Origin of the sequence: Streptomyces sp. WM6386 (assembly GCF_000972385.1) — a bacterium.
Taxonomy (GTDB): Bacteria; Actinomycetota; Actinomycetes; order Streptomycetales; family Streptomycetaceae; genus Streptomyces.
In genome coordinates this window covers 1-21,813 of the sequence record NZ_JXTE01000082.1, presented here as the reverse complement: position 1 = coordinate 21,813, position 21,813 = coordinate 1, and the positions used below count along the sequence as shown (strand labels likewise).

The 21,813-nt window shown below is 71.5% G+C and carries 19 protein-coding genes; 7 read left to right on the top strand and 12 right to left on the bottom strand.

The features are described from left to right. The first annotated feature begins 39 nt into the window (after positions 1–39). Together TN53_RS35075 and TN53_RS35070 are read left to right on the top strand one after the other, a co-directional pair. Positions 40–576, top strand: coding sequence for a GNAT family N-acetyltransferase (locus TN53_RS35075; protein ID WP_046262840.1), 537 nt, complete (start codon positions 40–42; stop codon positions 574–576). A gap of 87 nt (positions 577–663) precedes the next feature. Beyond that, complete coding sequence (locus tag TN53_RS35070; protein ID WP_046262854.1) at positions 664–3,207, top strand: ATP-dependent Clp protease ATP-binding subunit; 2,544 nt, start codon at positions 664–666, stop codon at positions 3,205–3,207. Here TN53_RS35070 and ggt read toward each other — a convergent pair whose 3' ends face one another. Then, complete coding sequence (gene ggt, locus TN53_RS35065; protein WP_095046901.1) at positions 3,208–5,025, bottom strand: gamma-glutamyltransferase; 1,818 nt, start codon at positions 5,023–5,025, stop codon at positions 3,208–3,210. Between the two features lie 144 nt (positions 5,026–5,169). Here ggt and TN53_RS35060 point away from each other — a divergent pair, with 144 nt between their 5' ends. Both TN53_RS35060 and TN53_RS35055 read left to right on the top strand, forming a co-directional pair. Beyond that, positions 5,170–5,928, top strand: coding sequence for a hypothetical protein (locus tag TN53_RS35060; RefSeq protein ID WP_095046900.1), 759 nt, complete (start codon positions 5,170–5,172; stop codon positions 5,926–5,928). A 116-nt stretch (positions 5,929–6,044) separates the two neighbouring features. Further along, positions 6,045–7,613, top strand: a complete 1,569-nt coding sequence (locus TN53_RS35055; protein WP_046262838.1) for a CocE/NonD family hydrolase — start codon at positions 6,045–6,047, stop codon at positions 7,611–7,613. Between the two features lie 234 nt (positions 7,614–7,847). Here TN53_RS35055 and TN53_RS35050 read toward each other — a convergent pair whose 3' ends face one another. Beyond that, a complete protein-coding gene (locus TN53_RS35050; RefSeq protein WP_046262837.1) occupies positions 7,848–8,591 on the bottom strand; it encodes an amino acid ABC transporter ATP-binding protein in 744 nt (247 codons plus the stop codon). 125 nt (positions 8,592–8,716) lie between these two features. Continuing rightward, on the bottom strand, positions 8,717–9,124 hold the full coding sequence (locus tag TN53_RS35045) for a DUF6278 family protein (protein ID WP_046262836.1): 408 nt from the start codon (positions 9,122–9,124) through the stop codon (positions 8,717–8,719). A 191-nt stretch (positions 9,125–9,315) separates the two neighbouring features. Between TN53_RS35045 and TN53_RS35040 the strand changes: the two genes are divergently transcribed. Beyond that, complete coding sequence (locus TN53_RS35040) at positions 9,316–11,070, top strand: SGNH/GDSL hydrolase family protein (RefSeq protein WP_046262835.1); 1,755 nt, start codon at positions 9,316–9,318, stop codon at positions 11,068–11,070. Here TN53_RS35040 and TN53_RS35035 read toward each other — a convergent pair whose 3' ends face one another. The 5 genes from TN53_RS35035 to TN53_RS35015 form a co-directional block, all read right to left on the bottom strand. Further along, positions 11,071–11,850: an exodeoxyribonuclease III gene (locus TN53_RS35035; protein ID WP_046262834.1), complete on the bottom strand. Its 780-nt coding sequence runs from the start codon at positions 11,848–11,850 to the stop codon at positions 11,071–11,073. It lies immediately after the preceding gene. Positions 11,851–11,880: 30 nt separating this feature from the next. Beyond that, complete coding sequence (locus TN53_RS35030) at positions 11,881–12,516, bottom strand: MBL fold metallo-hydrolase (RefSeq protein WP_046262852.1); 636 nt, start codon at positions 12,514–12,516, stop codon at positions 11,881–11,883. A gap of 73 nt (positions 12,517–12,589) precedes the next feature. Further along, positions 12,590–13,888: a 4-carboxymuconolactone decarboxylase gene (pcaC, locus tag TN53_RS35025; RefSeq protein ID WP_046262851.1), complete on the bottom strand. Its 1,299-nt coding sequence runs from the start codon at positions 13,886–13,888 to the stop codon at positions 12,590–12,592. 178 nt (positions 13,889–14,066) lie between these two features. Next, positions 14,067–16,880 (bottom strand): FtsX-like permease family protein, encoded by a 2,814-nt coding sequence (locus TN53_RS35020; protein WP_046262850.1) that lies wholly within the window; start codon positions 16,878–16,880, stop codon positions 14,067–14,069. A 5-nt stretch (positions 16,881–16,885) separates the two neighbouring features. Continuing rightward, positions 16,886–17,563, bottom strand: a complete 678-nt coding sequence (locus TN53_RS35015; protein WP_234441775.1) for an ABC transporter ATP-binding protein — start codon at positions 17,561–17,563, stop codon at positions 16,886–16,888. Between the two features lie 45 nt (positions 17,564–17,608). Here TN53_RS35015 and TN53_RS35010 point away from each other — a divergent pair, with 45 nt between their 5' ends. Next, positions 17,609–18,229: a PadR family transcriptional regulator gene (locus TN53_RS35010; RefSeq protein WP_234441774.1), complete on the top strand. Its 621-nt coding sequence runs from the start codon at positions 17,609–17,611 to the stop codon at positions 18,227–18,229. Here TN53_RS35010 and TN53_RS47555 read toward each other — a convergent pair. Next, positions 18,207–18,362: a hypothetical protein gene (locus TN53_RS47555; RefSeq protein ID WP_199924703.1), complete on the bottom strand. Its 156-nt coding sequence runs from the start codon at positions 18,360–18,362 to the stop codon at positions 18,207–18,209. The genes TN53_RS35010 and TN53_RS47555 overlap by 23 nt on opposite strands. Positions 18,363–18,483: 121 nt before the next feature. Continuing rightward, positions 18,484–18,972 carry a GNAT family N-acetyltransferase gene (locus TN53_RS35005; RefSeq protein ID WP_046262831.1) on the bottom strand — a complete coding sequence of 163 codons (489 nt, stop codon included), beginning with the start codon at positions 18,970–18,972 and terminating at the stop codon, positions 18,484–18,486. Positions 18,973–19,175: 203 nt separating this feature from the next. On the opposite strand from TN53_RS35005, the gene TN53_RS49645 reads away from it, so the two are divergent. Then, complete coding sequence (locus TN53_RS49645) at positions 19,176–19,304, top strand: hypothetical protein (RefSeq protein WP_420719155.1); 129 nt, start codon at positions 19,176–19,178, stop codon at positions 19,302–19,304. A 98-nt stretch (positions 19,305–19,402) separates the two neighbouring features. Here the strand turns inward: TN53_RS49645 and TN53_RS35000 are convergent, their stop codons facing one another. Together TN53_RS35000 and TN53_RS34995 are read right to left on the bottom strand one after the other, a co-directional pair. Further along, the gene (locus TN53_RS35000) at positions 19,403–20,383 is read right to left on the bottom strand and encodes a hypothetical protein (RefSeq protein ID WP_046262830.1); all 981 of its coding nucleotides are present in this window, start codon (positions 20,381–20,383) and stop codon (positions 19,403–19,405) included. A 129-nt stretch (positions 20,384–20,512) separates the two neighbouring features. Then, the coding region (locus TN53_RS34995) for an SWIM zinc finger family protein (RefSeq protein ID WP_046262849.1) at positions 20,513–21,813 on the bottom strand (1,301 nt) is incomplete at its 5' end.

Sequence of the window (21,813 nt, the reverse complement as noted above, 5' to 3'; positions counted from 1 at the left end):
GGCGGATAGGGCTGCCGGGGCCGGGAGTTAACCTGCCCCATGCTGATCGCACCGGGGACCGCCGCCGACGCCGACCGTATCGCCGCCCTGCACACGGCCAGCTGGCGCAGTGCGTATGCCGCGCTCCTGCCCGCCTCCTATCTGCACGGCCCGGTGGCCGAGGAGCACCGGGAGACGTGGCGGGTCAGGACGGCCTCGCTCGCCCCCGACCGTCTGCTTCTCGTCGCGCACGAGGACGGTGAGCTGCACGGTTTCATCCACATGTGCACCGTGGCGGACGGTCGTGTCCACGTCGACAACCTGCATGTCCGCCCCGATCGCGTCGGCACCGGTCTCGGCCGGAGCCTGCTGCGGCGCGGCCTCGCCTGGGCGGCCGCCGCGCACCCGGGTCGGGACGTCTTCCTGGAGGTGCTGCGGGGCAACGATCGTGCGATCGTGTTCTACGAGCGCCAAGGCGGCCTGCGCACGGCCGAGCGCCCGCTGCGGCTGGCCCCGGGCCTCGTGGTGGACGAGGTGGAGTACACCTGGCCCGCGGCACGGGTGGGTCGTCGGGGCGAGGACGGGCCAGAGGTGTAACCGGCTCCCACGCGGGTTACCCGACCCCGGCACGTCGATCGGCGAGGGCGTCCCCGGGCCCTGTGGGGAGGCCGGATGGGAACGGCCATGACCAGCGGCTTCAATGGATCGGAAGGCTACGACCCCTTCGGCGAGTTCCTCGCCAGGTTCTTCGGCGGACCCCGACCCGGACCCCGGCAGATCAACATCGGCCGGCTGCTGAGCCAGCCCGCCCGTGAGCTGGTCCGGGGTGCCGCCCAGTACGCAGCCGAGCACGGCAGCCGGGACCTGGACACCCAGCATCTGCTGCGGGCGGCACTGTCCGCCGAGCCGACCCGGAGCCTGCTCAGCCGGGCCGGCGCGGATCCCGACGAGCTCGCCGAGGAGATCGACGAACGGTCCGGCCCCGTGCAGCACCCGCCGGGCGAGGTCCCGCCGCCGACCTCGCTGTCCCTGACCCCGGCCGCCAAGCGCGCCCTGCTGGACGCGCACGACCTGGCCCGGGCCCGCGGCACCGGTTACATCGGCCCCGAGCACGTCCTCAGCGCGCTGGCCGCCAACCCCGACTCCGCGGCCGGGCACATCCTCAACTCCGCCCATTTCGCGCCCTCGCCCCTGCCGCCCGAGACGGCACCGGACGCCGGGCAGTCGCGCAGCGAAGCGCCCCGCGCCACCGGCACCCCGACCCTCGACAAGTACAGCCGCGACCTCACCGAGCTGGCCCAGCAGGGCCGGATCGACCCGGTGATCGGCCGCGACGAGGAGATCGAGCAGACCATCGAGGTGCTCTCCCGGCGCGGCAAGAACAACCCGGTGCTGATCGGCGACGCGGGCGTCGGCAAGACCGCCATCGTGGAGGGGCTCGCCCAGCGGATCTCCGAGAGCGATGTGCCGGACGTGCTGATCGGGCGGCGCGTGGTCGCCCTGGACCTGACCGGGGTGGTCGCGGGCACCCGCTACCGGGGCGACTTCGAGGAGCGGCTCACCAACATCGTGGGGGAAATCCGCGCCCACTCGGACGAGTTGATCGTCTTCATCGACGAACTGCACACCGTCGTCGGCGCGGGCGGTGGCGGTGAGGCCGCCTCGATGGACGCCGGCAACATCCTCAAGCCCGCCCTGGCCCGCGGCGAGCTGCACATCGTCGGCGCGACCACCCTGGAGGAGTTCCGCCGGATCGAGAAGGACGCGGCGCTGGCCCGCCGCTTCCAGCCGATCCTGGTGCCGGAGCCGTCCGTCGCGGACACCCTGGAGATCCTGCGCGGACTGAGCGACCGCTACGAGGCCCACCACCAGGTCCGCTACGCCGACGAGGCGCTGGTGGCCGCCGTGGAGCTCTCCGACCGCTATCTCACCGACCGCCGTCTGCCCGACAAGGCCATCGACCTCATCGACCAGGCCGGCGCCCGGGTACGGCTGCGCGCCCGCACCAAGGGCACGGACGTACGGGCCCTGGAGCGCGAGGTCGAGCAGCTGGCCCGGGACAAGGACCAGGCGGTCGCCGACGAGAGTTACGAGCAGGCCATGCAACTGCGCGACCGCATCACGCAGTTGAAGCAGCGGATCGGTGAGGCCACCGGGCACGACGAGGCCGACGAGGGGCAGAACCTGGAAGTGACCGCGGAGGCGATCGCCGAGGTGGTCTCACGGCAGACGGGCATCCCGGTCGCCAGCCTCACCCAGGAGGAGAAGGAACGGCTGCTCGGCCTGGAGGAGCACCTCCACCAGCGCGTGGTCGGCCAGGAGGAGGCGGTGAGCGTGGTCGCCGAGGCGGTCATGCGCTCCCGCGCCGGGCTCGCCAGCCCCGACCGCCCCATCGGCAGCTTCCTCTTCCTCGGCCCGACCGGCGTCGGCAAGACCGAGCTGGCCCGCGCCCTCGCCGAGGCCCTGTTCGGCAGTGAGGAGCGCATGGTCCGCCTGGACATGAGTGAGTACCAGGAACGCCATACCGTCAGCCGTCTGGTCGGCGCCCCGCCCGGATACGTCGGCCACGAGGAGGCCGGGCAACTCACCGAGGCCGTCCGCCGGCACCCTTACTCGCTCCTGCTGCTGGACGAGGTCGAGAAGGCGCACCCGGACGTCTTCAACATCCTTCTCCAGGTCCTCGACGACGGCCGCCTCACCGACTCCCAGGGCCGCACGGTCGACTTCACCAACACGGTTGTGGTGATGACCAGCAACCTCGGCTCCGAGGCCGTCACCCGCCGCGGCGCCGGCATCGGCTTCGGCCCGGGCGGCGCCGAGGCCGACGAGGAGGCCCGGCGCGAACAGATCCTGCGGCCGCTGCGCGAGCACTTCCGCCCGGAGTTCCTCAACCGCATCGACGAGATCGTGGTCTTCCGCCAGCTCACGGAGGAACAGCTGAGGCGGATCACGAACCTGCTGCTGGAAGGGACCCGCCGCCTGCTGCACGCACAGGACATCACCGTCGACTTCACGGACACGGCCGTCGACTGGCTGGCCCGGCGCGGCTACCAGCCGGAGTACGGCGCCCGTCCCCTGCGCCGCACCATCCAGCGCGAGGTCGACAACCAGCTGTCCCGGCTGCTGCTCGACGGGCGGGTGGAGAAGGGCGGCCGGGTGAGGGTGGACGTGGAGGGCGAGCGGCTCGCGTTCCGTACGGAAGACGAAACGCCCGCCCCCGAGCTGTGACTACGGCGCCGGGTACACCACCTGCGCCGAGCCACCACCTCGTCGTACGGTCTCGGCGGCCGCGAGCCACTTCCCGTTCGGCAGCCGCTGCACACCGGTTGCCGCCCCGATCTCGGGGTTCAGCCTGAACGAGTGCCCGATGGCCTCCAGTCGGGACCTGAGACTCCCGGGACTCGTGTCGTTGAAGAGCGCGGGCTCCAACTCCGTCTGCGCGGCGTTGCGCTGGCTCGCCCGCGGCGCGGCGATCGCGTCGACGAGCGGCTCGCCCCGGTCCACGAACCGCGTCAGCGTCTGGAGCACGGTGGTGATGATGGTCGCCCCGCCGGGCGAACCGAGCGCCACGACAGGCTTGTCGTGCCGGTCGAGCACGATCGTCGGCGAGATCGAGGACCGCGGCCGCTTGCCGGGACCCGGCAGATTCGGATCGTGCACGGCCGGGTTGGCCGGAACGAAGGAGAAGTCCGTCAGCTCGTTGTTCAGAATGAACCCACGCCCCGGCACCGTGATCCCGCTGCCACCGGTCTGCTCGATGGTGAGCGTGTACGAGACGACGTTCCCCCACTTGTCGGCCACCGTCAGATGTGTGGTGTTCTCACCCTCGTACGTCGTCGGCGCCGCCGTTCCCCCACTGGCGCAGGCCGCCGGATCGCGCGGATCACCCGGCGCGACCGGGCTCGTCAGCACCGCGTCGTCCTTGATGAGGCACTCGCGGGAGTCCGCGTACTTCTGCGACAGCAGTTCTTTCGTCGGTACGTCCTCGAAGGCCGGGTCGCCCACCCAGCGCCCCCGGTCCGCGAACGCGATGCGGCTGGCCTCGATGTACCGGTGCAGGTACTGCACCTCGCTCGCCTTCGAGAGGTCGGTGTTCTCAAGGATGTTGAGGGCTTCACCGACGGTCGTGCCGCCGGAGGAGGAGGGTGCGATGGAGTAGACGCCGAGTCCGCGGTACGAGGTCTTCGTGGGCGCCTGGAGCTTCGCGCGGTAGGCCGCGAGGTCCTTCTCCGACAGGTCGCCCGGGCGGGCGTTCCAGCCGGAGGCCGGGTCCACGGGCGGGTGGTTCACGGTGTCGACGATCTCGTCCCCGAGGCCGCCGCGGTAGAGGGCGTCGACGCCCTTCCTGCCCAACTCCTGGTAGGTGCGGGCGAGATCGGGGTTCTTGAAGGTGGAGCCGACGACCGGGAGCTGTCCGCCGGGCAGGAACAGCTTCGTGGTGTCCGAGAAGTAGCGGAACCGGGTCTCGTTGGCGGCGGTCTGCGTGCGGAAGGTGTCGTCGACGGTGAACCCGTCGCGGGCGATCCGCTCGGCGGGCTTCAGGACCGTACCGAGTCTCTTGCTGCCCCACTTGCCGAGCGCCGTCGCCCAGGTGGCGGGGGTGCCCGGCGTGCCGACGCTCAGCCCGCTGCTGACGGCGTCCGCGAAGGCGAGCGCCTTGCCGTTCTCGACGAACAGGTCGGAGCCGGCCGTCAGCGGGGCCGTCTCCCGCCCGTCGATGGTGTGCACCTTGCGGGACCTGGCGTCGTAGTAGACGAAGTAGCCGCCGCCTCCGATGCCGGAGGAGTAGGGCTCGGTGACGCCGAGCGCGGCGGCGGTGGCGACGGCGGCGTCGACCGCGTTGCCGCCCTTCTTCAGGACCTCGATGCCGGCCGAGGAGGCGTCGAGGTCGACGCTCGCGACGGCACCGCCGTAGCCGACGGCGACGGGCACCTTCTGCGGCGCCGCAGAGGCCGGGGAGCTCCCTGGCGGAGCTGTCGCCCCGACCGACACCACGGCGGCCGAGACCGCCAGGACGAGAAGCTTCCGCGCGACAGGGCGACGCATGCGTACCTCCAGGCCGGGACCGTCCGCGCAGCGTAACCACAACACCAGGGGCCCGACAGCCCCATTCAGGGCACCTGCCATAAGAACGCCACACTTCGAACACGGGTACGTACCAGCCATGGCGGCCCGCTAGCATGCGCGCCCATGAATGACGACGTGCGCAACATCGTCCTGGGCGTGGTCGCGGCCGGCATCAGTGCCGCCCTCGGCTGGGTGGCCCGCACCTATCTGTGGAAGCGCAAGCTCCGTAAGAAGCAGGCGTTCTTCGGGCTGCCGGACAACTCCGAGTCCCTGCTCGTCGTCAACCGCGACGCCGGCAGCCCCGACCTCTCCGTGCACCGCTACGACGTCTTCGCACTCCTGGAGCTCTCCGCGCTCATCAAGGACTGTGGTGCGCACGCCGAGGTGATCACCCAGGACACGGCCCGGCAGGGCTTCGGGGAGCGCACGGAGTTCTGTGTCGGCGGTCCGGGATCCAACCGGCGCATGGCGGCCCATATGCACGCCATGCTGCCCGGAGTGCGGGTGAACACCGATCCGGAACCGGGCCCGGACCGGCTCGCCTTCCAGATCGGCAGCGAGCGCTACCGCATGGAGAAGGGCCTGTCCGAATACGTGCTGCTGGCCCGGCTCACGGCGGGGCAACCCGGCCTGACCCGGCCCGTCTTCCTGTTCAGCGGCCAGACCGCGATCACCAACCAGGCCGCGACCCGCTACCTCGCCCGCAACCACGAGCGGCTGTCCCGCAAGTACGGCAACAACACGTTCGTCCTGCTGCTGAAGGTGGTCAACTCACAGGCATACGGCCCGGACGTCGCCGAGCTCATCGCGGATGTGACCCGGGCCGCACAGGCGCCGCTGCCGGCGCCCGCGGCTCCCCGCAACTCCCACCGCGCCTCCTGAATTCATTCACATGACAACAATCGTTACTGCCGCGTAACTTACCGACGGGTTACCTGCGGTAAGAACCCGCGGTTACCGTCGGGTCACTTTGCACTGACACGAGTGAGGAGTGGCCCGTGGGACACCATCGCAAGGCCCTGCGCACGACCGCTGTGGGCGCCGTCTCCGCGACCCTGATCGCCGGTGGGGTCCTCGGCGTGACCCCCGCCGCACAGGCGGCCACGAACGGCGTCCGGTTCGTCGACATCACCGGCGAGGGCGGCACCGTCCTCAAGGCGAACGTCATCACCCCGGCGGGCTCCGACGGCAGCCGCACCTACCCGCTGCTCGTGCTGCCCACAAGCTGGGGCCTGCCCCAGGTCGAGTACTTCGCGCAGGCCCAGAAACTCGCGAACTCCGGCTATGTGGTGCTCAGTTACAACGTGCGCGGCTTCTGGCAGTCCGGCGGGGAGATAGAAGTGGCGGGCCCACCCGACATAGCCGACGCCCGCAAGGTCATCGACTGGGCGCTCGCCCACACCCCGGCCGACACCCAGAGAGTCGGCATGGCGGGCGTCTCCTACGGCGCCGGCATCAGCCTGCTCACCGCCGCCCACGACAAGCGCGTCAGGGCGGTCGCCGCCCTCAGCGGCTGGGCCGACCTGATCGACTCGATCTACTCGGGGCGCACCCAGCACGTCCAGGCCTCGGCCCTCCTCGACGGCGCGAGCCTGGTCACCGGGCGCCAGAGCGCCGAACTCCGGGAGATCTTCGACAACCTCTACGCCTCCGATCTGTCCAGGGAACAGGACATGGTCAATTGGGGGAAGAAACGTTCGGCCGCCACATATGTGGATCAGCTGAACAAGAACGGCGCGGCGGTCATGCTGGCCAACGCCTGGGGCGACACGGTCTTCCCGCCCAACCAGTACGCGGACTTCTACGAGAAGCTGACCGGCCCGAAGAGACTGGAGTTCCGCCCCGGCGACCACGCGACCGCCGAACTCACCGGTCTGCTGGGGCTGCCGGGCGACGTGTGGACCGACACCGAGCGCTGGTTCGACCACTACCTCAGGGGCGAGGCCAACGGCATCGACAAGGAGCGGCCCGTCCGGCTCAAGTCCCGTTCCACGGGCGGCTACGAGGGCTACCCGGACTGGAAGTCGGTCGGCGCGACCCGCAAGAAGCTCGCCCTGTCCGGCACCACCACGATCCACACCAACGTCGACTCGGGTGCCGACGGCGGGGTCGTCTTCCTGTCCAGCATCCTCGACCAGATCGCCAAGCTGCCCCCGGTCGCCTCGATCCCCCTGCTCCCCCGCACCTGGGCGGCGGTATGGCAGTCGGAGAAGTACGCGACGGCCCAACCGGTACGCGGCACCGCCGAGTTGCACACCACGGTCACCCCGACCAAGGAGAGCGGCACCCTCGTCGCCTACCTCTACGACGTGGGGCCGCTCGGCCTCGGCAAGCTGGTCAGCAACGCGCCGTACACCTTCCACGGGCAGACGCCCGGCAAGCCGTTCGGCGTCGACCTGGAGCTGTACTCCACGGCCTACGACGTCCCGGCAGGGCACCGTCTCGCCCTGGTCGTCGACACGGTCGACCCGCTCTACATCGAGCACAACCCGTCCGGCGCGCGACTGACCTTCTCCTCGCCGTCGAACGACCCGTCGTACGTGTCGATTCCGCTGCGCGAGCAGTGATCTCCGGCCGGCGCCGGGCGGGTATGGCTCTGTGAGCTGCCACCCCCCTACGGTCTCGGGGCCGTGGGGGGATCCCCACCCGGCAGCGGCGTCCCCGGCGGGATCACCGTCACCACGGGCATGAACGGCATAGCGTAATAGAGGTTCCACGCGAGGAAACCGCCGGCATGGGGGCCGACCATCGGGTCCTTGCACACACGTGTGGTGCGGAACATGGGTCGCACTCCCCCCGGGTCAATGCGTGAGGATCTTGGAGAGGAAGTCCTTCGCTCGCTCGCTGTTGGGGTTGGTGAAGAACTCCTCGGGGGCGCGGTCCTCGACGATGCGGCCGTCGGCCATGAACACGACGCGGTTGGCGGCGGAACGGGCGAATCCCATCTCATGGGTGACGACGACCATGGTCATGCCGTCGTGCGCGAGTTGCCGCATGACCTCCAGGACCTCGTTGATCATCTCCGGGTCGAGGGCCGAGGTCGGCTCGTCGAACAGCAGGGCCTTGGGCTCCATGGCGAGGGCGCGGGCGATGGCCACGCGCTGCTGCTGGCCGCCGGAGAGCTGCGCCGGGTACTTGTCCGCCTGGTCGGCGAGGCCGACCCGGTCGAGGAGCTGACGGGAGTGCTTGTCGGCGTCTTCCTTCTTGCGGCCCCGGACCTTGATCTGCCCCAGCGAGATGTTCTGCAACACCGTCTTGTGGGCGAAGAGATTGAACGCCTGGAAGACCATGCCGACATCGGCACGGAGGCCCGCCAGCGCCTTCCCCTCCGCCGGCAGCGGCCGGCCGTCGAGGCTGATCGTGCCGGAGGCAATCGTCTCCAGCCGGTTGATCGCTCTGCACAGTGTCGACTTTCCTGACCCTGACGGGCCGATGACCACGACCACCTCCCCCTTGCCGACAGTGAGGTTGATGTCCTGGAGGACATGCAGTTCCCCGTAGTACTTGTTGACGTCACGCAGCTCGATCAACGGATCGACGGCCATGCCCAGCCCTACCCACTCTCAGCTGTGTCGCGATTGCCGCAAACTATCCAGACAAGAGTGGAGTTAATACCCGACACGCACTTTTCGGGCATTAGCCGTATTTACTCCTTGCTTACACACTTGCTCTAGGCCTCCGCCACCTCGGCGTACAGCTGGGAGAGTTCGGGCACCCCGCTCGCCGCCCACTCGTGGCCGTCGGCGACGACATCGAACTCCCGGCCGGAGGCGAGCCGGATCACCGGCTGCCCGTCGGAGCGGATCCCCCAGTGGGCCCCCTCCACGGTCCCTACGATCACCGTCCCGAGATACAGCCCGGCGTCGTTGCCGAGCCACTCCAGGACCTCGGCGTCGTCCCGCCACCGCGGCACCAGCTGGTCGAGCGCCTCCAACGAGGCAACGGTGTCGTCGAGTCGGACACCGCTGCGCTGCGCCTGGTGGCGCAGCAGCTCACATTCGGAGAGGAGCCCGGCGATGCCCTCGGCGTCGTGCACCTCGGGTTCCTTGCGCCGGTTGCCCAGAAAAGGGATCTTCATACGCCCAGCGTGTCATTGGCACCCGCCCCAGCACCACAGGCGCGCGCCCGCGGTCGATTCGGGGCGACTTCACGCCGAGTTCGCGCATGGCTCGTTGACGCGCCACCGGTGCCTCCCTATCTTCACGGAGCGACTTTCGTCTCGTCCCGACCGGTACCGAACGGGGGAACCAGGTGCGCCGAGGTGTACGGATGTCCGCGCTCGCCCTCGCCCTGTGCGCGGTCCTGCTGCCGGCCGGCCCGGTGCAGGCGAGCGCCCCGCGGCGGGCGGAGCGAGCGCAACCGCTTCCGCTGGAGCGGCTCTTCGACAACACGGCGGTCAGCGACGACGCCCGGCCCGGCGCGGCGGACTTCGACGGGTCGGGCGCCTCCCTGTCGGCCCAGGACCTCACGGCGGCGGGCTGGACACCCGGCCGCACACCGACCGTGCAGGGGGCACGGCTGTCCTGGCCGCGCCGGGAGGCGGGCGAGCCGGACAACGTACGGGCCGCCGGGCAGTCGGTGCGCGTCGGCGGCCGGGGCGACGCACTCGCCTTCCTGGTGGCGGGCACCGGCGGCGCCGATGTGACGGGTGCGGGCAGGGTGTCGTACGCGAACGGCGGCAGCTCCTCCTACCGGCTCACCGCCCCCGACTGGCGCACCGGCCCGCTCGCCACGAAGGCGGTGGCGCTGGGGCACGTGAACACGCCCGGCGGTCAACTCGCCGAGAAGGCACGGCTGTACGTCGTGACGGTTCCGCTCACGCGCGGGCGTCAGGTCGCCTCGGTGCTGCTGCCCGACTCGCCTGCCCTGCATGTGTTCGCGGTGGCGGTGCGGGCCACCACCGCGGGCTGGAGCGGGAGTTGGGCGACGGCGACCGCCGGGTATCCGGCCGTGGGGCCGTGGAGCGAGCGGACGCTGCGGCTCGTGGTGCACTCCTCGGTGGGCGGGCCGCGGGTGCGGCTGCGGTTCGACAACACCTTCGCGGCGGCTCCCGTGCGGATCGGGAGCGCGACGGTGGCGGTCCAGGAGGCCGGTGCGGCGGCGCGGGACGTGCCGGTGCCGGTCGCCTTCCGGGGTGCGGTGGGCGCCGATGTGCCCGCGGGGGCGCAGGTGTTCAGCGATCCGCTCGACTTCGAGGTGCCCGCGGACGCGAATCTGCTGGTGAGCTTCCATCTGCCGGGGACGGTGACGGCGGCGCCCGTTCACCGGCTCGCGCAGCAGCGCTCGTACGTCAGTGAGGCGGGCGACCACACGGCCGACGGCTCGGCGACGGCGTACACCACCGTCCTGACGAGCCGGCCGCTGCTGACCGGGGTGGACGTGGGCGGCGGGCCGGGGTCCGTGGTGCTGCTCGGGGACTCGATCACGGACGGCGACAAGTCGACGGCCGACGCCAATCGGCGGTGGCCCGATGTGCTGGCCGCACGACTGCTGGCGCAGGACGCCGTCCCGCACTATGGCGTGCTCAACCAGGGGATCTCCGCGAACCGCGTGGTCACCGACCGCTATCCCGGTGACGGGGTCTCCACGGACACCGGCGGGGTGAGCGCCCTGCACCGGTTCGACCGGGATGTCCTCGCGCAGACGTCGGCGCGTACGGCGGTCGTCTTCCAGGGCGTCAACGACGTGCGGTGGGGCGCCACGGCGGACGAGGTGATCGCGGGCCTGCGGGAGATCGCCGACCGGGGCCGTGCGCGCGGACTGCGGATGCTGGCCGCGACGATCCTGCCCTGCGAGGGCGAGGCACGCTGCACGGCCGCCGTGGACGGCGAGCGGGTCGCGGTGAACGCCTGGATCCGGGACGCCGGTGTGTTCGACGGCGTGCTCGACTTCGACGGCGTGGTGCGCGACCCGGACCACCCGGCACGGATGCTGCCCGCGTACGACAGCGGCGACCATCTGCACCCGGGAGACACGGGTCTCGCGGCGCTCGCCGGGTCCGTGGACCTCGGTCTGCTGCGGTGACTAGACGTCGAGATCCACGACCACGGGCGCATGGTCCGACGCGCCCTTGCCCTTGCGCTCCTCGCGGTCCACGTAGGCGTCGCTGACGGCCTTCGCGAACGGCTCGTTGCCGTACACGAGGTCGATGCGCATGCCGCGGTTCTTGGGGAAGCAGAGCTGGCGGTAGTCCCAGTACGTGAAGGGGTGGTCGTACTTGAGGGGGCGCGGAACCACGTCGGACAGGCCCGCCTCGCGCAGGGAGGTGAGGGCCGCGCGCTCGGCCGGGGTGACGTGGGTGAGGCCCTCGAAGGCGGCCACGTCGTAGACGTCGTCGTCGGTCGGCGCCACGTTGTAGTCGCCCAGGACCGCGAAGGGGCGGCTGCCCGCCGCGTCACCCGCGACGGCCGCCTTGAGGGCCTCGAACCACTGGAGCTTGTAGGCGTAGTGCGGGTGGTCCACCTCGCGCCCGTTCGGCACGTACACCGACCAGACGCGGACCGGGCCGCAGGTCGCGGAGATGGCGCGGGGCTCGGGGGCGCCGTCGTAGCCGGGGTCGCCGGACAGGCCCTTGACGACGTCCTCCAGGCCGACGCGGGAGATCACCGCCACCCCGTTCCACCGGCCTGTGGCGTGGACCGCCGCCTCGTAGCCCGCCTCGCGCAGCTGGTCGAACGGGAACTGCTCCTCGGCCAGCTTGGCCTCCTGGAGGCAGAGCACGTCGGTGCCGCTGCTCTCCAGCCAGGCCAGGAGCCTCGGCAGGCGGGCGGTGATCGAGTTGACGTTCCAGGTCGCGATGCGCATGCCTGACAACCTACCGGGCGCCACTGACACTCACAGCGACGTGCTCTCCCCGGGCGCCAGCCGCAGATGCTCCGCGCCGCCGAGCGCACCGATCTGGTTGTCGTAGATGGGACGGGCCAGGTCGGTGAGAAGGGCGTCGTGGATGTCGTACGCCCGCTGCGGCTTGACCTCGCGGACGTAGTCGATGACCTCGGAGATCTTGCTCCAGGGGGCCATGACCGGGAGCATCAGCGTCTCGACGGCGTGGTCGGGGACGGTCAGGGCGTCGCCGGGGTGGAAGACGCGGCCGCCGTCGACGAGGTAGCCGACGTTGGTGATGCGCGGGATGTCCGGGTGGATGACGGCGTGGAGTTCGCCGTGGACCTGGACGTCGAAGCCGGCCGCCGTGAAGGTGTCGCCGTGGCCGACGGTGTGCACCCGGCCCGGGAAGGCGCCGGAGATCTTCTCCGCGACGGACTTCAGGGTCCAGATCTCGGCGGCCGGGTTCGCCTCAAGGGCCGTGCGCAGCCGCTCCTCGTCGAAGTGGTCGGGGTGCTCGTGCGTGATCAGGATCGCGTCCGCGCCGACCGCGGCGTCCGCCTCACCGAACGCGCCGGGGTCGAGGACGAGCGTGCGTCCGTCCTTCTCGAGGCGGACACAGGCGTGCGACATCTTCGTGAGCTTCATGGCTTCCATCCTGCCTCCTGGAAGGGCCGCCGGGGCGGCTCAGCCTGGTGGCCGCGCTGCCCGGCTGCCGTGCTCACTCCTCAGGAGTCGTCTCCTCCCGGATGACCTGCTGGGCCACCTTGAACGCGCTGTTGGCCGCCGGCACCCCGCAGTAGACCGCCGCCTGCAACAGCACCTCCTTGATCTCGACCGGGGTGAGACCGTTGCGCAGGGCGGCCCGGACGTGGAAGCCGAGCTCCTCCAGGTGGCCGCCCGCGACGAGGGCGGTGAGCGTGACACAGCTGCGGGAGCGGCGGTCGAGACCGGGGCGGTCCCAGATCTCGCCCCAGGCGTAGCGGGTGACGAACTCCTGGAAGTCGCCGGAGAACTCGTCGGCCTGCGCCAGCGCCCGGTCGACATGCGCGTCGCCGAGCACCTCGCGGCGCACCTTGATCCCGGCGTCGTACGGGTCGGGCCGTCCCCCGCCCACGAAGGGCGCCGGTACGGCGGGGGCGATCTCGGCGATCGGCGAGATCTGCGGCGGGGCCGCCAGGACCGGCTTGAGCGGGGCGGCCGGGATGGCCGTCTGCCCGGTGGTGGAGTCGAAGGCGGGCTGCCAGGCCGTGGAGAAGTGCCGGACCAGGAGGTCGGTGACGGCCGCGGGCTGCTCCACCGGTACGAGGTGGGAGGCGCCCGGCACCACGGCGAGCCGTGCGTCGGGGATGCCGGCGACGAGCGTACGGGCCTCCGCCGGGCCGGTGACCTGGTCGTCGGAGCCGACGAGGACGAGGGTGGGCACGCCGACGTGGGCGAGGTCGGCCCTTATGTCGAAGGCCGCGAGAGCCTCGCAGGCGGCGATGTAGCAGCCCGGGTCGGTGGTGCGGACCATCTGCACGGCCCAGTCGGTGATCGCGGGCTGCGCGGCGGCGAACCCGCCGGTGAACCAGCGGTCGGGGGAGGTGCGGGCGATGGGGTCGAGCCCGTTGGTCCGCACGATCACGCCGCGCTGCCGGAACTCGTCCGGCGTGCCGAATCTCGGCGAGGCGGCGATCAGCGCGAGCGAGGCGACCCGCTCCGGGTGGCGCAGGGCCAGCTCCAGGCCGACCGCGCCGCCGAGCGCACAGCCCGCGTAGCCGAAACGCTGGATGCCGAGCCGGTCGAGGGTGGCGAGCAGTCGGGCGGTGAGGTCTCGGACCGAGCCCGCCGGGTAGGCGGGCGCGCCGCCGTGCCCCGGCAGGTCGAACCGGAAGATCCGCCACTGCTTGGCCAGCTCGGGAACCTGCCGGTCCCACATGTGCCATGTAGTGGCGAGAGAATTGCCCAGGATCAGAACAGGGGCGTCCTCTGGCCCGTCAAAGCGGTATTGCAGGGTGTTCGGTGGTGTCTCACTCACCTCCTCACGCTCCCACATCTCACATCTCCATCAGGCGAGGGGGTGGGGACTCCCGCCAGACCTCCCCATGCAGCGGCCGCCGGCCGAAGATCCTCCACATCCGGCTTCACGTACCACCGCTTCGTGATCTCGGCATTGGCGTGCCCTGCCCACGGGGGTACTGGTCGCCGACCGCCGCTCACTCCCTCGCCAGCAGTTGGGCCGGGGCGATACGGGACATGGCCCGGATCGGGACGGAGAGCACACCGCAGACCAGGCCGACCCCGGCCAGGGCCGCCAGAAGCGCTGCACCGGCCATCGTCAACAGTCGTCCCTCCCACAATCCCTGACCGATCACCAGGACCGTGGCCAGTCCCGCGACGGCTCCGGTGACGCCGCCCAGCAGGGCGAGGCCGGCGCCCTCGTACAGGGCGAGGCGGCCGAGTTCGCGCCTCGACCAGCCGGTTGCGCTCAGTACGGCGAGGTCGGCGGCCCGCTCGCGCTGGGAGAGGACCAGCACGTCCACGGCCCCGGCCGCGCCGAGCACCAGCGACAGGGCGACACTGAGGTAGTCGGCGGTACGGGCCTGGGCGACGACGGCGTTGCCCAGCAGCGAGCCGGCCACCTCGCCACGGAAGGCGAGCGTGAGGGAGAGCAGCACGGTGAACGCGGCCACGCCGAGGGCCAGACCGGCCGCGCCGAGCACGGTCCGGCCGGGGGCGCGCAGCAGGTTGCGCAGCGCGAGGCCGGCCACCGACCGGACGGCGACCGCCCGTCGGACACCGGTGACCGGGGGTGTGACGGCGTCCAGCGGCTGCACCCGGGTCGCCCGCCAGGCGGGCAGCACGCCCGCGGTCAGCGCGAGCAGCAGGGCGACGGGCAGCACGAGGGCCGCCTTCGCCATCGAGGTGGTCAGGCCGAGCAGGGCACCCAGGCCGTAGGCGAGGAGGGCGCCGAGCGTGCCCGCGGCGAGCCCGATCACCGCGAGTTCGCCGAGGATCAGCCGGAGGATCTCCGGCGCGCTCCAGCCGACGCAGCGCAGCGTGCCGATCTCGGTGCGGCGCGAGCGTACGGAGGCCAGGGCGGCCTGGGCGAGGAAGAGTCCGCAGACCACCAGGACCAGTCCGAACAGCACCGCGCTCTTGGTGTCCACGGCCCGCAGGATCCGCAGGGCGACGCCCTTGGCGACCCAGTACTCGGTGACCTTGACGCCTCCCGGCAGTGCCACGGTCTGCGGGGCGGGCGAGCTGCCGACGGTGACGTCCACCTGGAGCTCGGGGTAGGCGGTGCGGATCTGTCCGGCGACGGAGTTGACGCGGGCGCGGGAGGCGGGGTCGACGCCACTCACTCCGGCCACCCGGATGCGGATGGCGCTGACGGGTGCCTTCTCCTGCGCGGTGGGCTTTCTGCGGCTGTGGGTGATGACGGAGAGCGAGTCGAGCGTGGTGAGCAGGGTGGGCGGCGGACTGAGGTAGCCGCCGAGGTTGCGGTCGGGTCGCAGCGGCTGGTTGCCGAGGGCGGCCCGGGAGGCCGCGTCGGCGCCGGTGACCTGCGGGGACCGGTAGGTCTCCAGGGGGACCTGGGAGAGGGCGGAGAAGCCGCGCAGTTTGTCGGTGTCGTAGCGGCCGACGATGTTCAGGATCGGTGTGGGGCCGCGCCCGGCGTCCTTGCCCGTGCACGTCTTGAAGGCCATGCAGTCGGTGGCTGCGTGGGCGGTGACCTCACGGAACTGAGTGCCGGTGTTCTCCTCCGGGACGTTCGGCACCAGGTTGTCCTCGACGTTGGTCCGCCACATGTCGCGCGGCTGGGCGGAGCGGGTCCGCGCGGTGAGACCGTCCTCGGTGGCGCGGTAGTCGACGGGGCCGGCGGTCCAGTACAGGGGTACCTCGAAGTCGTCCCCGCTGGTGATGGTGCGGAAGCCGGCGTCGAGGTCGGCGCTCACCTCGCCCGCGGCGCTGCCGTGCAGGCCGTTGACGTAGTCGTGGGCCCGGGGGCTGGCCAGCTCGGCGGGCAGGGCGGCGGGATCGTCGACGTCGAGCCGCTGGACGGTGGCCTTCAGGGCGCCGGCGGTGAGGGTTCGGCTGCTGAGGATGACGGGGACCTGGTAATCGTGCTGCCGTTCGGACTCCACCGGGTTCAGGTCGAAGGCGTCGGGCCCCCAGAAGGGCTTGTCCTTGTCGGTGAGCATCCGGCCCGAGGTGACCGCGCCGCCCAGACCGACCAGCCGGTCCTCGGCGGCCGGGTCGATCGCCGACAGGAGCACCGGGTAGGCGACCGGGATCTGCGCCGTGGCCTTGCCGTCGCCCGGTACACAGGTCATCCGGGAGCGGGCGTCGGGGGTGAAGGCCGTCTTGGGGACGGGGTTCCACACGAACAGCGGCTGGGGCAGCCGCTCACCCAGGATGTCGAATGTGTCCCCCTTCTTGTCCTCGTTGTAGAACCAGCACACCGCGTACTTCTTGTCGCCGGCGATCTCGTGCTGGAGGTCGGGCCAGGTGTTGTCGGCCTCGTTCCACTTCTCGTACGTGACGATCGGTCTGCGGGTCAGGTAGACGTACTGGTCGGCCATCGGGTAGCTGCCCAGTCCGGCCTTCAGCGTCGGTGTGAGGCGCAGGAGTTGGGCGGGCGCATCGCTGTCGCGGAAGGCGGATACGTCGACCGGGACCGTGCTCTGCACCATGAGGTAGCCGACGTTGGCGACCGGTGCGGCGGTCTCGATCCCGGCGAGGGACTTGATGTGTTCGTACTGGCCGAGGGTGATGCCGCCGAAGATGCCGGACAGGAAGTTGGCCTCGACCAGGCCCTGTTCCTTCTCGACGTCGTTGCCGGCACCGGGCGGACGGACCAGGAGGTCGTAGGCGGAGCGGGAGCTGTCCTCGACGAGGCCGGTGGTGCGGGCCTGACTGGTGGTGACCGTCGCGGTGAGCAGGGTGAAGCTGGTGGCGGCGACCAGGATGCCCGAGGCGAGCGCCAAGGCGCGGGAGCGGCGGCGCCATAACTGGGACAGGATCATGGTGATCACGGGCGCAGGCCTCCGAGCCGGTCGAACACGTCGTCGTCGGGGGCGACTCGCTCGTCGGCGACGATCCGACCGTCGTGCAGCCGGACGATCCGGTCGCAGCTCACGGCGACCTCGGGGTCGTGGGTGGTGAGCAGCAGGGTCATGCCGTAGCGCTCACGCAGCGAGAGCAGGAGATCGATGATCTCCCGGCCGGTCGCGCTGTCGAGGTTGCCGGTCGGCTCGTCCGCGAGGAGCAGGCCCGGGCGGTTGATCAACGCCCTTGCTGTCGCGACCCGTTGCTGCTGGCCGCCGGAGAGTTCGGACGGCAGGGCGTCGGCGCGGGCGGCGAGGCCGACGGCCTCCAGGAGTTCCATGGCGCGGGCCCGCCGGTCGAAGTCCACCCTGCGGGGCAGCACGGGCGCGAGGACGTTGTCCAGCACGGTGAGCGCGGGCAGCAGGTGGAAACGCTGGAAGACGAACCCGATCCGGCGACGGTGCGCATCGAGCTGACGGGCCTTCAGTTCCGCGCCGTCGACCTCGATCGCCCCCTCGTCCGGCCGATCCATGCCGCCGACCAGGTGCAGCACGGTGGACTTCCCCGAACCCGACGGGCCGGTGACCGCGACCGCCTCGCCGTCGCCGATCTCCAGATCGACGCCGTCCAGGGCGACCAGCCCCGGATACCGGCGGGTCACGCCCCTCAACCTCACACCCACTGACAGTCCTCCTACATTGCGACAATGCAGCGGTACATTGTCACAATCCAGGAGGTGTGTAAATTGCCGCTGCACCACGCCGTGCTCGCCCTGCTGACCGAGGGGGAGAGTCATGGGTACGAGCTCAAGGGCCGCTTCGAGGAGGCCATCGGCCCGCAGTGGGGCGGCCTCAACATCGGCCACCTGTACCAGATCCTCGACCGGCTGGTGCGCGACGGCTTCGTCACCCGGTCCCAGGTGGCCCAGCCGGACCGGCCCGACAAGACCCTCTACCAACTGACCCCGGCCGGGCAGCAGGAGGTGCGGGACTGGGCCACCAGTGCGTGGGTGCGCACGGGCGGGTTCCGCGACGAGCTTTTCCTGAAGCTGTTCGGCGCCTGCGCGCTCGGCGCCGAAGCGCTGGAGGAGCTCGTCGCGGCGCAGCGCCAGACCTACCTCTCCGAACTCGCCGGGCTGACCCGGCTGCGCCGCACCCACACCGGCGACCCGCTGGTGTCCCTCCTCCTCGACGCGGCCATCGGCCACACCAAGGCCGACCTGGGGCTGGTGGAGGGGGCGGCCGTGCGGCTCGCGCCTGCGGCCGGGCGGGGCGGGGCGGCGGCCGACGGCGACTCGGCGGAGGTCAGCCGCCGTCGCCCGGCCTGAACCTGAAGGGGCTCACCTGAGGGACCGACGCGTTGCCCGTGCTGGAGACCTTGCCGCCTTTCCACGCCACCTCGAACGACTCGGTCTCGTCGGGCAGGGTGACGAGGACCGCCACCGGGGGCACGGTGGTCACGCCGGCGATCACCCCACCAGGACGGAGGCGACGGCACGCACGGAGCGCGCGGCGGCCAGCGGCTCCTGCATGCCGGTCACCGTGCAGGCGAAGCCGGTGCCCCGGCGGCCGGCCCACCGCGTCATTCCGAGGAAATGCGAAACTCGAATTCGGGACGGTCCCACGGCACGGCGGGCGGGTTCGCGAGCGCGGTCCCGGTCCGCACCGCGCCGACGCGGTGGTAGAAGTTCTCGGCGGGACGATGCGACACGACCTTGAGACGATCGACACCGGCGGCACGGGCCTCGGACTGCATGTGCGCGACGAGCAGCCGTCCAATACCCCGCCCTTGCGCTTCGTCGGCGACGAACAGCAGGTCGAGCTCCGGTGGCGCGAGGACGAGCGAGTAGAACCCGAGGACCAGGCCTGCGTGATCGTCGGCGCCGACGGCCACAAAGGTGCGGTGGGCCTCGATGTAATCGGGACCGACCCGGTAGCCCTCGACTGCGGCTGCGTACTTACCCGCGTAGGCGCCTGAGCCACGCACGAGCCGCGTGAGCCGTCTGGCATCCCGCGCGACGGCCCTCCGTATCGTGATCGGCTGACTGATCGGGGAAGTGCGTGAGCTCATCGGGAGAGTATTTCGCACCGGAGAATACCTTCGTGCGGCGGGTCGGCTGCTCGGCCAGGCGTTCCTGCACCGCTCCCGGGGACCGCTCGCCCAAGCCCCGATCGGCCCGCTGTCCCGTATGGATGTGCTCCGGTCGGATTCCCGGGCTGACCGCCTCCCCGCCGTGCCGGGCGCGGTCGATGGTGGCGAGCAAGCATCTTGGCATGGTCTACCAGCCGCTCGTTCACCAGGCAGTCTCCGATCTCGCCTCCGGCCGTGAGAAGGTCCGCCGGTGTACTACGCGGTGCGCCGGTGACTACGCCGAGCAGGCCCTGCTCGGCGCACACCTGTAACAACCGCAGCGCTCCACGCCAACCGCCGTTCCTTGGGCTGCGGCCCCCGCTCCTCACACCCGGCTCCCGGACATCACCGGCGCATGCTCACACGGCCCTCACCGAAGGGCGGGGGCGGGGACCGGGGCCGCGCCACGGACGGCCACCCCGAACCGGGTCCGCATCCTTCGCATCTCCCACAGCGAAACGGCCGTCACCGACAGCGGGCCGCCCAGCAGCGAGCAGTACTGCACGACCGGCGGCCCCTGGGGCATGCCGCTGTCGATCAGGTTGAAGATCGCGAGCACCCACACCAGCGCCACGGTCACCACGGGCGGCAGCATCGGATGGACGTGGGCGGTGTTGAAGGCGCTGCGCGCGGAGTACAGCGACGCCAGGAGGAAGAAGGGAATGCCCCAGGCCAGCACGGCCAGCCCCGCGAGTCCCACCACAAAGCCCTGCCACCCGTGCAGGTCGGTCTTGGCCGCCTGCCCGATTCCCAGAAGGGTCCCCACGAGGACGAGCACCATCAGCAGATACCAGCCGACCGCCTTCAACGGGGCATGGAGCCTGGAGCGCAGATGGGGCCTCAGGTGCGAGGGCGCGTAGAAGACGAAGCCGAGGATGACCAGCGGGCCGCCGACGATCAGCAGGACCGGGGCGATAATCATGTTGGCGACGCCACCGGTCGCGGCGTCCTCCCAGCCGTCCTTCTCCGCGCCGTAGGCCAGGAACAGGGCGACCGTGGCGACAGCGCCGAGCACCGTGCGGGCCACCTGGACGCGGTCCACGGTGCGGTCCTCGATCCGGCCGTCGCCCTCCTGCACGAAGAGACGGACCGCGACGCGGTGCGCGGAGCGGATGATGGCGGTGACGAGGTAGGGCGCGGAGAGGAACCACAGACGGCTGCGGCGGCGCGGTGCCCGACCGGGCACGGGGGCCGGGGGCACATAGGGGTACGGGTTCTGCGGCGGGTACGGCGCCTGTGGCGGTACGTAGGGGTTGTTGGCCGGCGCTCCGGGCGGCGGGCCCCAGCCCTGTCCGCCCGGTCCGTTGCCGCCGGGCTGTCCCGTGCCCGGACCCCATCCCCCCGTAGCCATGCCGCTTCCCCCGTTCGCCTTCGGTCAGTTGTTGTGTCGCAGGGCGACATCGCGGCATTTTAGTGGCACAGGAGTCGCCTTCCCTCGCACCCACTGTGCGAACTGTGTGTGGTGGTTGTGTGAAGCGTGTCAGCCCTCGGGTGAGGCTCCCAGGCCGGTCAGGGCGCCGACCGGGTCGAGGTCGGGGGTGCCGCGGGGCCACCAGTCGTCGGCGCCCGGGTCGGATTCGTAGGCGTACCACAAGCCGTCGCGGCCCAGACGGAGTTGGACATGGCCGCGGGGGTGGGTGAGGCGGTTGCGCCAGGGGCGGAAGGCCGGGAGGTCGGCGGCGAGCAGGAGCGGGCGGGCGCGGTCGAAGCGGCCGGCCGGCGGGTCCCAGGGTTCCTCCAGGACGGCCAGGCCGTCGAACCCGCCCTGCCGCCAGGCGGCGACTGCGCGTGCCAGGTCGGCCGGGGTGCGGTCGGCCGCGGCGGCGAGCGAGGCGTAGAGCGAGCGGGTGGCGGCGGTGAGGCCGGAGCCGGGGCGGGCCGCGGCGAGCCGCACCGCGTCCTGCCACAGCGTCAGTTCGGCGACCGGGTCACGTCCGGTGCCGAGCAGCGCGTGGGCGCGTCCGGCGGCGTCCGTCGCCAACTGGTCCAGTGCGAAGGGGTCCGGGCCGCCCGGGGCCGCCGGATAGACCGGGGGCTGCTCGGGGTGCGGGGGCGTCGGCAGCGGGGCCGGCAGCGGCGGCAGCCGGCGAGGTGCGAGGGCCTCGGTGGCGCGTACGCCGGGCAGTGGTGCCGGGCCCCTGTCCTGGGCGGCGCGGGCCGCGCGGGCGGCGCTCAACCGGGAGAGCGCGTCGAGCAGTTCGCGCTCGCCGCGGCCGCGCAGCAGGAGCAGGACGAAGGGGTCGGCGTCGAGCAGGCGGGCGGTCTGGTAGCAGAGGGCGGCGGCATGCTTGCAGGGGTGGCCGCGGTCGGGGCAGCTGCACTGCGGTTCGAGGTCGCCGGGTCCCGGGAGCAGCCGGACGCCGCCTTCGGCGAGGGCGTGGGGCATCTCCCTGTCGAGCAGGGCGGCGATGTGCCCGGTCCGGTCCGCGGCGGAGTCCAGGAACCGGTCCCAGTCGGCGTCGTCGAGCGTCCGCAGCCGCACCTGCACCCGGTACGGCCGGGGCCGGCTGCCCTGCACGTACGCGAGGACGAGACCCGGTGTCACGGTGATGGCGTCCACATTCCCCTGCTCCGCGTAACCACGCCCCCGTGCCAGCCGCTTGGCATCCAGCGCACCCCTCTCGAGGGCGTCCACCCACGCGTTGCCCCACCAGGTCTCGGCGAATCCACCGTCCTCGCCCAGGGCGCGGGGCGTGAACGCCGGGAAGGTACGGCGCAGTTCACCGTCCCGGCCGGGGGCACCCATGGAGCGGGGGTGGCGGGGTGCGGCGGGCGGGGGGG